Here is an 11,773-nt window from a genome sequence, read left to right as displayed (position 1 = left end):
CAAACGATCGTGATCGAGGACCTGACCGTGCGCAACATGGTCAAGAACCGGAAACTCGCCCGCGCCATCAGTGACGCGGCATGGGCGCAGTTCCGCAGCCTTCTGGAGTACAAGGCCGCCTGGTACGGGCGGGAAGTGATCGCGGTGGACCGCTTCTTCCCCTCCTCCAAGTTGTGCTCCGTCTGCGGCACCTTGGCCGACAAGATGCCGCTGCACGTGCGCACCTGGACGTGCGAGTGCGGCACGACCCACGACCGGGACGTGAACGCCGCACGCAACCTGCTGGCCGCCGGACGGGCGGTGTCGGCCTGTGGAGCTGGTGTAAGACCTCAACGGAGAACTCCGGGCGGGCAGTCGGCGACGAAGCAGGAAGTCTCACGGCGCGAGCCGTAAGAACCTCCCACCTTCAGGAGGGAGAGCGTCAACGGGGGAGTTTCGCACAGGCGCGCCGCCCCGACGCGGGGACTTTGCGGATACGTGTACGAAGTCGAGGGCAACGGTCGACAGGAGAGGCGGTCAGCTCGCGCCCCCTTCGCCCTGGTCGCCGCCCTCGCCCGCTCCCGTGTAGGCCGCCGTGGTCCGGTCCGCGGCCTCACGTGCCGTTTTCTCGTCCTCGCCGCCTGCGACGTTCGCCGTGTACCAGGCTTCACTGCTGGACGTCATGAAGTGACGGCCCTCGTCCGAGCCCATCCAGGCCATGAACTTCTTCGGGTCGACGGCCGCTCCACCGCTCCCGAGGTGCAGGGAGAGCCCCCGGACCATCAGGTCCCATCCCACGCCGACCGCGCCCGGGCCGAACTCCGCCCACTTCGTGTCGTCGACATGGGCGATGTGCTCCAGCTGGAAGCGTGTGCCGCCCTCCTCGGACGTCAGGTGGAGCTCGATCCAGCTGACCTCGCCGCCGTACTCCCAGGTCGCGGAGAAGCTCTTGGGCGGGTCGCAGCGCTCGATCACACCGCCCGCGTTGCCCTCGAGCTGATAGCGGCCTCCCAGGCGCAGGTCTCCCGTCACGGGCAGGAGCCAGCGGGGGATGCGCTCGGGGTTCGTACAGGCGTCCCACACATCGTCGAGCGAGGCGTCGTAGGTGCGGGTCACGGTCACCACCCGCGCCTCGCCCGCTTTGAAGGTGCGACGGCCGACCTGCCGGCGCACGTCGCTGATGTCATGGGTCACGTCGGTCATGGGTGCTCCTCGGGGTTTCGTCGGCATCCCGGAGCCGGCGCGCGCGTTTGCCGCGCGCCAGCTCGGTGGCCAGGGCGTCCAGATGCGGGGTCCAGAAGCGGCGGAAGCGATCGAGCCAGGCGTCTATGTCCTGCAAGGGCTCGGCATTGACCGCGTACAGCCGCCGGGTTCCTTCGGGGCGGACGGTCGCGAAACCGTTCTCCCGCAGCACCTTCAGATGCTGTGACACTCCGGGCTGCGAGATCCCGAACTCCTCCCCGATGACCTCGCAGAGCGCTCCCGAGCTCATCTCCCCACCGGCCAGCAGCTCCAGGATCCGCCGGCGCACCGGGTCCCCGAGCACATCGAAGGCGTGCATGCGGACACTGTATCAGCCGCCACTTATATAAGCAGCGGGCAATATTGTGCTGCGGAAAAACGCCCGGCCGCGCCGCACGGCCGGGCGTCCTCCTCGCCGCATTCAGCTGAGCGGCTTCTGCAGCACCGCCTTGCGGTGGCTGAAGGTCTCGATCGAGTAGCGGCCGTGGTAGCTGCCCATACCGCTCTCGCCCACTCCGCCGAACGGCAGGTCGGAGACGGTGAGATGGGCCAGCGGCAGACCGTGGCCAAGGCCGCCTGAGGACGTCTCGGCGGCGATCCGGCCTCGGGTCTCCTCGGACTCGGAGAACACGTACAGGGCGAGGGGCTTGTCGCGGTCGTTGATGAACTCGATCGCTGTGTCCAGGTCCGGCACGGTGACGATCGGCAGGATCGGCCCGAAGATTTCTTCCTGCATGACGGGCGACTTGGGGTCGACGTCGGCCAGGACGGTCGGCGCGATGTACTTCGTCGTACGGTCGCTGCCGCCGCCGACGACGACGCGGCCCGAGTCGAGCAGGCCGGCGAGCCGGTCGAAGTGCCGTTCATTGACGATCCGGCCGTACTCGCCGGAGGCCGAGGGGTCGGTGCCGTACAGGGCCTCGACGGCGCGGGTCAGCACGGGCTCCAGCGCGGCGGCCGTCTCCGGGTCGGTCAGGACGTAGTCGGGCGCGACGCAGGTCTGTCCGGCGTTGAGGAACTTGCCGCGGGCCAGCCGGTCGGCGACGACGTCGAGGTCGGTGTCGCGGTCGACGAACGCCGGGGACTTGCCGCCGAGTTCGAGGGTGACCGGAGTGAGGTGCTCGGCGGCGGCGCGCATGACGATGCGGCCGACCGTGCCGTTGCCGGTGTAGAAGATGTGGTCGAAACGCTCGGCCAGCAGAGCCGTGGTCTCCGGGATGCCGCCCTCGACGACGGCGACGGCGTCGGTGTCGAGGTAGGCGGGCAGCAGACGGGTGAGCGCGGCGGAGGTGGCGGGGGCCAGTTCGCTCGGCTTGGCGACCACCGCGTTGCCCGCGGCGAGGGCGCCGACCAGCGGGGCGAGCAGGAGCTGGGCCGGGTAGTTCCAGGGGGCGATGACGAGGACGACGCCGAGCGGGTCGTACTGCGTCCAGGCACGCGCGTCCGCGCCGAGGTGGGCCGGGACCGGGGCGGCTTCCGGGCGCAGCCAGTCGGCGAGGTGGTCGAGGGTGTGGTCGATCTCGCGGACCGTGAAGTCGATCTCGGTGCGGTGGGCCTCGGTGGAGCTCTTGCCGAGGTCGGCATGGAGGGCGTCGGCCAGGTCGGGTCCGTTCTCGGTGAGCATCTCGCGCAGGCGGCGCAGCTGGGCGGTGCGCCACTCGACGGGCTTGGTGCGGCCGGTACGGAAGGTGGCGCGCAGCCGGGCCACGACGTCGGCGGGCTGCTCGGGAGTGGAGTGGTTCACGATGCCTCGCTGCTGGAACGGTCAGGGTCAGATGTATATGGCAACCTTTCATACACCAAAATAAATCCCGGCGCCGGAGGACTACTTTGCGCAAGGGGCCGTCACACGCGGTCGAGCCCGTCATACACCGCCGAGTTCCTGCCGCCGCCGTTCGAGATAGGCGCGTTCCGCCGTGCTCTGCGCGTGCGCGATGGCCGCCTCGTACGCCGCTGCCGCCTCGGTGTCGCGCCCCAGGCGGCGCAGCAGGTCGGCGCGGACGGCATGGAAGACGTGGTAGCCCTCTAGGTCCAGCGTGTCGACGACCTCCAGGGCTTGACGGGGCCCCTCGGTCTCGGCCAGGGCGACGGCCCGGTTCAGGGCCACGACAGGGCTCGGCGCGATGGCCAGAAGCTGGTCGTACAGCTGTCGGATCTGGCCCCAGTCGGTGGCATCGGCGGTGGGCGCGTCGCTGTGCACGGCCTGGATGGCGGCCTGGATCTGGTACGGCCCCGGCTGGTTGCGGCGCAGGCAGCGGCGCACCAGTGACTGTCCTTCGGCGATCAGCTCCCGGTCCCAGCGGCTGCGGTCCTGCTCCGGCAGCGCTACCAGCACGCCGTCCGCGTCCAGCCTGGCAGGGCGGCGGGAGTCGACGAGGAGCATCAGCGCGAGCAGGCCGGTCACCTCGGGCTCGTCCGGCATCAGCTCGGACAGGAGGCGGCCGAGGCGTACGGCCTCCGCACACAGGTCGGGACTGCTGCCATACCCCTCGTTGAAGATCAGGTAGACCACGGCCAGGACGCCCTTCAGGCGGTCCGGCAGATCGGCGTCGCGGGGCACGCGGTAGGGGATGCGGGCGTTGCGGATCTTGGCCTTGGCGCGGACGAGGCGTTGGGCCATCGTCGGCTCCGGCACCAGGAAGGCACGTGCGATCTGCGGTGTGGTGAGGCCACCGAGCAGGCGCAGGGTCAGGGCGACCTGCGCCTGGGGGGCGAGCGCCGGATGGCAGCAGGTGAAGATCAGGCGGAGCCGGTCGTCGCGCACGGGGCCCTCCTCGGCCGGTGCGTCGGGGGTGTGCAGCAGGGCCGCCTCGGCGTGGCGCGCCTCGCGGGAGGACTCGCGGCGCAGCCGGTCGATCGCACGGTTGCGCGCGGTGGTGATGATCCAGCCGGCCGGGCTCGGCGGCACACCGGTCTCCGGCCAGCGCCGCACGGCCGTCGTGAAGGCGTCCTGCACCGCTTCCTCGGCGAGGTCGATGTCACCGAGGAAGCGGACGAGGACGGCGACGGCACGGCCGTACTCCGCGCGGAAGACGGCCTCGACGTCGACGGGAGCAGACATCACTCCTCGGCCTGGTGCATGAAGGGGCGCACCTCGATGGGCAGGGTGGTCGCCCAGGTCGCCTTCCTGCCCCATTCCAGGGCCGCGTCCAGGTCGGGGGCCTTGATCAGACAGATGCCTCCCAGGTACTCCTTGCCCTCGGCGTACGGCCCGTCGGTGATCAGGACGTCGCCGTCACGGGGCCGCAGCACGGTGGCCGTCTCGGGGCCGTGCAGCCCGCCGGCGAAGACCCAGGCGCCGGCCTCGCGCAGTTCCGCGTGGAAGGTGTCCAGCTTGCGGACGATCTCCGCCATGGCCTCGGGCCCGGGCGGCGTTCCGTCGGTGGGGGTGATCACGCTGAGCAGGTAGTACTGCATGACGTCCTCCTTGGCGTCGTGTCGTTCTCTCACCTCCTACACGAACGGCTCACCCCCGGATCGACACCGCGCACGACGACCTCGGGAGAATCTTCCACATGACCGCCGCACCGCACCCCCTCGTTGCCACCGCCCGCGCCCTCGCCGACGACCTGCTCGCCCCGAACGCGGCGCATGTCGACCAGGAGGGGGTGCCGGCGAGCCACATCGAGGCCGTCCGACGGTCCGGGCTGCTGGGGGTGAGCGCACCGCGGGAGTACGGCGGCGCGGGTGCCCCCGACTCGGTGGCGCGGGAGGTCCAGGAGATCCTGGCAGGGGCGTGCTGCTCGACCTGGTTCGTGCAGACCCAGCACCACACGCCGGTGCGCCTGCTGGCGAGGTCCGAACTCCCGGTGCGGGAGCGGCTGTTGGGCCCGCTTGCGTCCGGCGAACTGCTGGCCGGGATCGCGTACGCCCATGTCCGCGCCTTCCCCCGGGTGCCCGTGCGGGCCACGCCGGAGCGGAACGGCTGGCGGTTCGACGGCACCGTGCCCTGGTACACCGGCTGGGGCCTGAACGATGTGATGCTGCTCGCGGGCGTGACCGACTCGGCCGAGATCGTGTTCGCGTTCGCCGACGCCCACGACCAGCCGGGGCTGCGCGCCTCGGAACCGATGCAGCTGGCGGCGCTCACCGCCGCCCGTACGGTCTCGCTGGAGCTGGAGGGCCTGCGGCTGCCCGAGGAGAGCGTGGTGCTGCGCAGTCCGCGCGAGCGATGGTCCTCGACGGACCGGTTCAGGACGCTCAACGCCGGCCCGGCGGTCTTCGGCATCACGCAGGCGGCCCTCCTGCTCCTGGACGAGGAGACGGCGGCTCCCCTGCGCGCCCGCCTCGCCGAGGTGCGCGAGCAGGCCTACGCCCTGGTCGACGGCGCGGCACCCCACGAGCACGCCGCTGAACGCCTCGCACTCAGGACGCAGGCCTATGAGGTGATGCAGGCGGCCACCACGGCCGCAGTGGTGAGCGGAGGTGGCCGCTCGATGCTGCTGACGCACCGGGCCCAACGCCTGGCACGGGAGGGGTTGTTTCTGCTGGTGCAGGGGCAGACGCAGGAATCGCGGGCGGCACACCTCGACTCGCTGACCGAGTGAGGCAGGCCGCCCCCCTTCACCGCATGGGTTGCGGGGCGGGTTGTTCCGGCGCTTCCGAGCCCTGGCCTGTTTCGCTCCGCTCACTGACCCCGTCCCCGGCGGCTTCCATGACGGCGGCGTTCTCCGGGTCGACCACCGAGTCGGTGGGTTTGCCCACCTCCGACAGCGTCATCTGCGCGCGGTCGTCGACCAGTCGGGTCACCAGGTGCTGCGCGGCGCCGAAGACGGCTGCCCAGGCGAGGACCTGCGCCCGGCTGTCCAGGTCACTGAGCCCAGGAACGAAGGCGCCCCTGATCAGCAGAACCCCGAGGAAGGCGGACAGGGCGCCGGTGGGGAACTTCAGCACCGCGGAGGCCAAGGGCAGCATGTAGGGCGCGCTGGTGCCCCGGATGTGGCGCAGGGACGCGATGACGGTGAAGGCCGCGCCGGCCAGCCCGGCCACCTCGACGGTGAGGATGTCCTTCCTCTCGGCGAGATCGCTGGGGACGGTGCCTTCCGGCACACCGTGGAAGTCTTTGCTCGGGCAGACGATGTCGATGCCGTTCCCGCCGCCGGGGCCGAGCTTGGGCGCGAAGCACAGACTGAGCGACTTGGGATAGAACCAGCCGTACACGGCGAGGCCCGCGACCCCGAGAAGGACGACGAACGTGGCGGTCCAGAGGATGTTGCGCAGGCTCCGGACCCGGGCCAGTTCGGAGTCGAGGGTGGCGTACGCGCTGTCCAGCGCCCGGGCCAGCAGTTCCCGGTCGGTCGGCACCAACTCCCCGGAGACGATGGGGCGGATCCGCTGGGCAAGTCTGACGCGCTGGGGATCGTCCTTGCCCAGGTGGCGCTTGACCAGCGCCATGACCTCACTGGCGCGACCCGCTGCCTCCTGGTCGGACACGAGCCGCATCAGCAGCACGTCGGCGCTGCGCAGATTCGACCAGACGCCTTCCTGGGCGGTCGACCCCGACCACAACCGCCGCCAACCGAACGTCTCCTCCGCCGCCGCGCAGGCTTTGTCGAGGTGGCTTTTCATTCCCTGTAGCAGGGCATCGCGGTCGCCGGAGGACGGTTTCGCCTCCTCGCATTTCAGCTGCACCTCGAGATAGGCGAGACGGGTTTTGGCCCGGGCCCGCCAAGGCGACCGCGGCGGCCGGGGACGTGGCCCGGCCTCGATCCGTCGACGCTCACGGGCCCGGGGACTTCCCCGTGCCGCCGCAGAGGTGGCCATGACGAGCTCCTTTGACGCCCCGCCAGGCTAGCGAGTCAGGGCGGGCACATGGAGTCTCGCCCACGACTGCGGCCCTGGCATTCCGTCGGCATCGCTGCCGCCGAATCCGAGTTTGCGCTGCCACTTGGCGTACGACTCGCGGTCCTCCTCGCTCCACTGGACGTCGGGCTCATCGTCGGGATACGCCGAACAGCCCTCCTCGATGAGGCGCCAGCCCATGACCTCGATGATCGGGCTGCTCACGGACGGCTGGAAGAAGTCCTTGCCCGGGAAGGGCTCGTCCTCGCTGACCGGCTCCTGACTCGGCGCCACCACACGGACCTTCTGGCCCACATGAATGACGTTCGGATTCTTGATCTGGGGGTTCCACTTCTCGATCTGGGCCAGGGACACATGGAACTTGGCCGCGATTTTGGAGAGCGTGTCACCCTCCCTTACCACGTAGAACTCCGGTGTGCTGTTCATCCATCCATACTAATGACGGATCGGCGAGAATTCGACGCGAGAAAACCCAAAACCGGTTGAATCACGACCAATTGAATATTCACTCAACTCCCGAAAGGCACCTGTACCTTGGAAGCGAACTCGGTACGGAAAGGGTGCCGCCACAAACCCTCCGCGGCAAGCCGCGGCAGTACTCCCTCCCCGAACCAGTACGCCTCCTCCAGGTGCGGATATCCGGAGAGCACGAATTCGTCGATGCCGAGGGCGTGGTACTCCTTGATCCGCTCGGCGACCTCCTCGTGGCTGCCGACCAGGGCGGTGCCCGCGCCGCCCCGCACCAGGCCGATGCCGGCCCAGAGGTTGGGGTGGATCTCCAGGCCGTCGCGGTTGCCGCCGCCGTGCAGGGCGAGCATCCGCTGCTGGCCCTCGGACTCGCTGCGGGCGAGGCCCGCCTGGACGGACTGCACGGTCTGCGGGTCGAAGCCGTCGAGGAGCCGGTTGGCCTCCGCCCACGCCTGCTCGGAGGTGTCGCGGGTGATGACGTGCAGCCGGATGCCGAAGCGCAGCGTGCGGCCCTCCTTGGCGGCGAGCCCCCGGATCCAGGCGATCTTCTCGGCGACCTGGGCCGGCGGCTCGCCCCAGGTGAGGTAGGTGTCGACGTACTTGGCGGCGATCTCTCCGGCGATGGGTGAGGACCCGCCGAAGTAGACCTCGGGGACCGGGTCGGGCACCCGGGCCAGCTTCGCGTCCGCGACCTGGAGGTGCTCGCCGTGCAGGTCGACGGTCTTGCCCTCCCACAGCCCCCGTACGATCTCCAGGAATTCGCCGGTACGGCGGTAGCGGTCGTCCTTGTCCAGGAAGTCGCCGTAGGCCCGCTGCTCGTGGCTCTCGCCACCGGTGACGACGTTGAGCAGGAGCCGTCCGCCGGACTGCCGCTGGAAGGTGGACGCCATCTGCGCGGCCAGCGTCGGTGAGACGAAGCCGGGGCGGAAGGCGACCAGGAACTTCAGGCGCTCGGTGTTCTGGCTGACCATCGCGGTGGTCAGCCACGCGTCCTCGCACCAGGCGCCGGTCGGGGTGAGCGCCCCCACGAAGCCCAGGTCCTCGGCGGCACGGGCGATCTGGCTCAGGTAGGCCACCGTCGGGGGCCGGTCCCTGCCGGAGACGGTGGCGGGGGTGCCGTGGCCGCCGCCGACGACGTGCCGGCTGTCGCCGTTGGTGGGCAGGAACCAGTGGAAGGTGAGGGACACGTGGGGTCTCCGATCAGAGGTGTCGCTGATATCGCTAGAGAAGGCCGTGGCGGGGCGGCCGCGTGCCGTTGAGGACGTACCGGCCGATGTGCTGGATCTTCCAGCGGGTGGGGTCGTGCAGGGTGTGGGTGCGGGCGTCGCGCCAGTGGCGGTGCAGGTTGAGGGAGTTGAGGGCGGAGCGGGTGCCGGAGACCTCGAACAGTGCGCTCGCCGTGTCGACGGCCGTCTGCGCGGCCTGCACCTTGGCCGCGGCGACCGCGATGGATGCCTCGGCCGCCGTGTCGTCGGTGAGATCGGCGCCTGCCGCGTCCACCGTGCGGGCGGCCTCACGCAGGAGCGCCTCGGACGCCCGTACCTGCAGGGCGAGTTCGCCGAAGCGCTGGATCAGCAGCGGGTCCTCGGCGGCCGTGTCGACCCCGCTCTCGAACCACGGCCGGCTCTTCGTCCGTACGAACTCGGCGGCCTCGGCGAGCGCGCCCGCGGCGATGCCCGCGTCGATCGCGGCGTGCAGCAACTGGGCGACTGCGCCGTGGAGTTGCGGGCCCTCGAAGGTGAGGTGGTGCGGCAGCACGCGGTCCCCCGGCACCGGGACGCGTTCGAGGCGGACGGTGCCGCTGGCGGTCGTCCGCTGCCCCAGGCCGTCCCAGTCGTCGACGACCGTGACGCCGGAGGCGTCGCGCGGGACGTAAGCGACATGGAGCTTGTCCTCCTCGGCCCGGGCCAGCACCGGGATCCAGTCGGCGAAGAGGGCGCCGGTGGAGTAGTGCTTGACGCCGGTGAGGAGGTAGGAGCCGTCCGGCTGCGGTGCCAGCCGGGTGCGGATGTCCTGGACGTGCCTGGTGCCCGCCTCGGACTGGGCGTTGCCGAAGCGGCGGCCGGCGAGGAGCTCGGCGAAGAAGAACTTCCGCTGCTCCTCGGTGCCCTGACGGCGGATCACATTGACATAGGCGAAGTGGCTCTGCGGGATCTGGGCGAGGCTGCCGTCGGCCGAGGCGAGCAGCCGGAAGATCTCGGCGAGGGTCGCTGCGGTGACGTCCGCGCCGCCGTGCTCGGCGGGGACGGTGACCGCGAGCAGCCCGGAGGCGGACAGCCGGTCCAGCTCCTCGCGCGGAAGCCGGCGTTCGGCGTCCCGGGCGGAGGCGCCGGCGCGGAACTCCTCGGCCAGGGCGGCCGCCACGGCGAGGGCCTCCGCGTCGTCGGCGATGACATGGGCGGACATGGCGCTCAGCTCGCCGCGGCCAGGAGCGGGACGCGGCCCAGGGCCGTGGAGAACTGGTCGACGACCTGGGCGAGGGCCTCGGTGGCGGCCGGGGCGACGCTCAGCGAGCCGTCCTCGTGCACGGTGATGTCCTTGTCGAGGGTGAACCAGCCCTGCACGATGTGGCCGGCGCCCATGGAGGACAGGACCGGGCGCAGCGCGTAGTCGATGGCCAGGACGTGGGCGGTCGAGCCGCCGGTGGCCAGCGGCAGCACGGTCTTGCCGGTCAGTGCGTACTGCGGGAGCAGGTCGAGGAGCGCCTTGAGGACCCCGGAGTACGACGCCTTGTAGACGGGGGTGCCGACGACGACACCGTCGGCCTGCGCGAACAGTTCGGTGGCCGCGACGATGGCGGGGTGCTTGAAGTCCGCGCCGAGCAGGGCCTCGGCGGGGATGGTGCGCACGTCGAGCGGGATCACTTCGTGGCCCTGTGCGATCAGCCTCTTGTCCAGGTGACGCAGCAGGCGGTTGGTGCGGGAGGAGGCGGAGGGGCTGCCGGAGACGGACAGGACGGTGGCCATGGGTCCTCTTTCGGGGATGCGCCGGGATGCGCTGGGAAGGCGTCCTCAGGCGAGGAGGCGGGGCGCCCGCACACGGCGGGCGCCCTCGGGGAAGCGGTCAGGAGTACCAGGTGGGTTCGGGCAGTTCGCCTTCGAGGACCCAGCGGCCGACCTCGCGCCGCTTGTAGGCGACGGGGTCGTGCAGGGTGTGGGTGCGGACGTTGCGCCAGAACCGGTCGAGGCCTTCGGAGGTGGCGGTGGAGCGGGCGCCGGTGACCTCGAAGATGCGGTTCGAGATCTCCAGCGCGACGTCGGTGGCGCGTGCCTTGACGGCGGCCACCCGCACCTCGAAGTCGCCACGGGTCTGCTCCGTGACGGCGTCCGGATCGTCGTGCAGCTTCTGCCCCTCGGCGGCGACGGTGTCGGCGAGGGCCTCGGCGGCCCACAGCTTCGCGGTGAGGTCGCCGTAGGTGTCGATGACGTACGGTTCGTCGACCGCGCGCTCGTGGCCGCCGTGCAGCCAGGACCGGGACTTGGTGCGGGTGTAGGTGGCCGCCGTCTCCAGCGCGCCGCCCGCGATGCCCAGGTAGAAGTTGACGAAGACCAGCTGGATGGTGGGGACGTTGAGCGTGTTGTACGTGCGCGGCTGGAACTGCTTGTCGACGTAGCCGGCCGCGGAGGACCAGGGGGTGCGCACGCCGTCGAGGGTGACGCCGCCGCTCTCGGTGAGCCGCTGGCCGATGTTGTCCCAGTCGTCGTGGAAGGTCAGGCCCTCGCTGTCGGAGGGCACGATGGCGAAGACGTGGTTGTCCGTGCCTTCCAGGACGCCTTCGAGGACGGTGACGTCGGAGACCTTGCTGCCGGTGGAGAAGGACTTGCGGCCGGTGAAGACGAGGTCGTCGCCGTCCTCGGTGACGATGACGTCCTTGTCGCGGGGGTTGACGGCTCCCCCGAAGAACCAGCGGCCGCGGCTGGCCTCGGCCTCCACCTGCTCCCACTGTGCGCGGGTGCCGACCAGACGGGCGGCCCAGAACCACAGGTAGTGGTAGCCGAGGAGCTGGCCGATGGAACCGTCGGCCTTGGCGACCTCGCGGACGACGCGGTAGGCGGTGGGCCAGTCCTGGCCCGCGCCGCCGTGCTCGGTGGGGCCGAGCAGGGTGACGAGGCCGGCGTCCTTCAGGAGCTGGACCTCGGCATACGGGGTTGCTCCGGCGCGGTCGCGCTCGGCGGCGTCGGTGGCGAGGACGGCGGCGACCTCGGCGGCGCGGGCGATCCAGTCCTGCGCGGTCCGGGGGGCGGGGAGGGTGGTCCAGTCGGTGGGCGTGGCAGTGCTCATG

The 11,773-nt window shown here is 70.7% G+C and carries 13 protein-coding genes; 2 read left to right on the top strand and 11 right to left on the bottom strand.

Annotation, left to right across the window (positions count from 1 at the left end; all coding sequences use genetic code 11):
* On the top strand, positions 1-393 hold a 393-nt coding region (locus ABT254_RS30275; RefSeq protein WP_351476782.1), incomplete at its 5' end, for an RNA-guided endonuclease TnpB family protein.
* Positions 394-516: 123 nt separating this feature from the next.
* On the opposite strand, the gene ABT254_RS30270 is transcribed toward ABT254_RS30275, so the two are convergent.
* From ABT254_RS30270 to ABT254_RS30250, 5 genes are all read right to left on the bottom strand, one after another.
* On the bottom strand, positions 517-1,182 hold the full coding sequence (locus ABT254_RS30270; RefSeq protein WP_351476779.1) for an SRPBCC family protein: 666 nt from the start codon (positions 1,180-1,182) through the stop codon (positions 517-519).
* Entirely contained in the window at positions 1,163-1,540 is a 378-nt protein-coding gene (locus ABT254_RS30265) for an ArsR/SmtB family transcription factor (RefSeq protein WP_351476777.1), read from the bottom strand. Before ABT254_RS30265 ends, ABT254_RS30270 begins: the two co-directional genes overlap by 20 nt.
* Positions 1,541-1,642: 102 nt before the next feature.
* A complete protein-coding gene (locus tag ABT254_RS30260) occupies positions 1,643-2,965 on the bottom strand; it encodes an aldehyde dehydrogenase family protein (RefSeq protein WP_351476774.1) in 1,323 nt (440 codons plus the stop codon).
* A 120-nt stretch (positions 2,966-3,085) separates the two neighbouring features.
* Positions 3,086-4,282: an RNA polymerase sigma factor gene (locus tag ABT254_RS30255; RefSeq protein ID WP_351476771.1), complete on the bottom strand. Its 1,197-nt coding sequence runs from the start codon at positions 4,280-4,282 to the stop codon at positions 3,086-3,088.
* Positions 4,282-4,638, bottom strand: a complete 357-nt coding sequence (locus ABT254_RS30250; protein ID WP_351476795.1) for a YciI family protein — start codon at positions 4,636-4,638, stop codon at positions 4,282-4,284. The genes ABT254_RS30255 and ABT254_RS30250 overlap by 1 nt, the downstream gene beginning before the upstream one ends.
* A gap of 98 nt (positions 4,639-4,736) precedes the next feature.
* Here ABT254_RS30250 and ABT254_RS30245 point away from each other — a divergent pair, with 98 nt between their 5' ends.
* On the top strand, positions 4,737-5,768 hold the full coding sequence (locus tag ABT254_RS30245; RefSeq protein WP_351476768.1) for an acyl-CoA dehydrogenase family protein: 1,032 nt from the start codon (positions 4,737-4,739) through the stop codon (positions 5,766-5,768).
* Positions 5,769-5,784: 16 nt separating this feature from the next.
* Here ABT254_RS30245 and ABT254_RS30240 read toward each other — a convergent pair whose 3' ends face one another.
* The 6 genes from ABT254_RS30240 to ABT254_RS30215 form a co-directional block, all read right to left on the bottom strand.
* A complete protein-coding gene (locus ABT254_RS30240; protein WP_351476765.1) occupies positions 5,785-6,789 on the bottom strand; it encodes a hypothetical protein in 1,005 nt (334 codons plus the stop codon).
* Positions 6,790-7,011: 222 nt separating this feature from the next.
* Positions 7,012-7,449 carry a peptidoglycan-binding protein gene (locus ABT254_RS30235; RefSeq protein WP_351476762.1) on the bottom strand — a complete coding sequence of 146 codons (438 nt, stop codon included), beginning with the start codon at positions 7,447-7,449 and terminating at the stop codon, positions 7,012-7,014.
* A gap of 83 nt (positions 7,450-7,532) precedes the next feature.
* Entirely contained in the window at positions 7,533-8,678 is a 1,146-nt protein-coding gene (locus tag ABT254_RS30230; RefSeq protein ID WP_351476759.1) for an LLM class flavin-dependent oxidoreductase, read from the bottom strand.
* 34 nt (positions 8,679-8,712) lie between these two features.
* On the bottom strand, positions 8,713-9,897 hold the full coding sequence (locus ABT254_RS30225) for an SfnB family sulfur acquisition oxidoreductase (protein WP_351476756.1): 1,185 nt from the start codon (positions 9,895-9,897) through the stop codon (positions 8,713-8,715).
* A 5-nt stretch (positions 9,898-9,902) separates the two neighbouring features.
* Positions 9,903-10,457 (bottom strand): NADPH-dependent FMN reductase, encoded by a 555-nt coding sequence (gene ssuE, locus ABT254_RS30220; protein WP_351476753.1) that lies wholly within the window; start codon positions 10,455-10,457, stop codon positions 9,903-9,905.
* Between the two features lie 97 nt (positions 10,458-10,554).
* Positions 10,555-11,772: an acyl-CoA dehydrogenase family protein gene (locus ABT254_RS30215; protein WP_351476750.1), complete on the bottom strand. Its 1,218-nt coding sequence runs from the start codon at positions 11,770-11,772 to the stop codon at positions 10,555-10,557.
* Position 11,773 lies beyond the last annotated feature (1 nt).

This window comes from Streptomyces sp. NPDC001137 (assembly GCF_040298885.1).
GTDB lineage: Bacteria > Actinomycetota > Actinomycetes > Streptomycetales > Streptomycetaceae > Streptomyces.
Note: the sequence above shows the minus strand (reverse complement) of the source record. Positions and strands in the feature narration are given on the sequence as shown.

Excerpts from the sequence above, each read along its gene's own strand:
- ABT254_RS30215 (WP_351476750.1), bottom strand. The coding sequence starts at position 11,772 with ATGAGCACTGCCACGCCCACCGACTGGACCACCCTCCCCGCCCCCCGG.
- ABT254_RS30225 (WP_351476756.1), bottom strand. The coding sequence starts at position 9,897 with ATGTCCGCCCATGTCATCGCCGACGACGCGGAGGCCCTCGCCGTGGCG.
- ABT254_RS30270 (WP_351476779.1), bottom strand. The coding sequence starts at position 1,182 with ATGACCGACGTGACCCATGACATCAGCGACGTGCGCCGGCAGGTCGGC.
- ABT254_RS30250 (WP_351476795.1), bottom strand. The coding sequence starts at position 4,638 with ATGCAGTACTACCTGCTCAGCGTGATCACCCCCACCGACGGAACGCCG.
- ABT254_RS30265 (WP_351476777.1), bottom strand. The coding sequence starts at position 1,540 with ATGCACGCCTTCGATGTGCTCGGGGACCCGGTGCGCCGGCGGATCCTG.
- ABT254_RS30235 (WP_351476762.1), bottom strand. The coding sequence starts at position 7,449 with ATGAACAGCACACCGGAGTTCTACGTGGTAAGGGAGGGTGACACGCTC.
- ssuE (WP_351476753.1), bottom strand. The coding sequence starts at position 10,457 with ATGGCCACCGTCCTGTCCGTCTCCGGCAGCCCCTCCGCCTCCTCCCGC.
- ABT254_RS30240 (WP_351476765.1), bottom strand. The coding sequence starts at position 6,789 with ATGAAAAGCCACCTCGACAAAGCCTGCGCGGCGGCGGAGGAGACGTTC.
- ABT254_RS30255 (WP_351476771.1), bottom strand. The coding sequence starts at position 4,282 with ATGTCTGCTCCCGTCGACGTCGAGGCCGTCTTCCGCGCGGAGTACGGC.
- ABT254_RS30245 (WP_351476768.1), top strand. The coding sequence starts at position 4,737 with ATGACCGCCGCACCGCACCCCCTCGTTGCCACCGCCCGCGCCCTCGCC.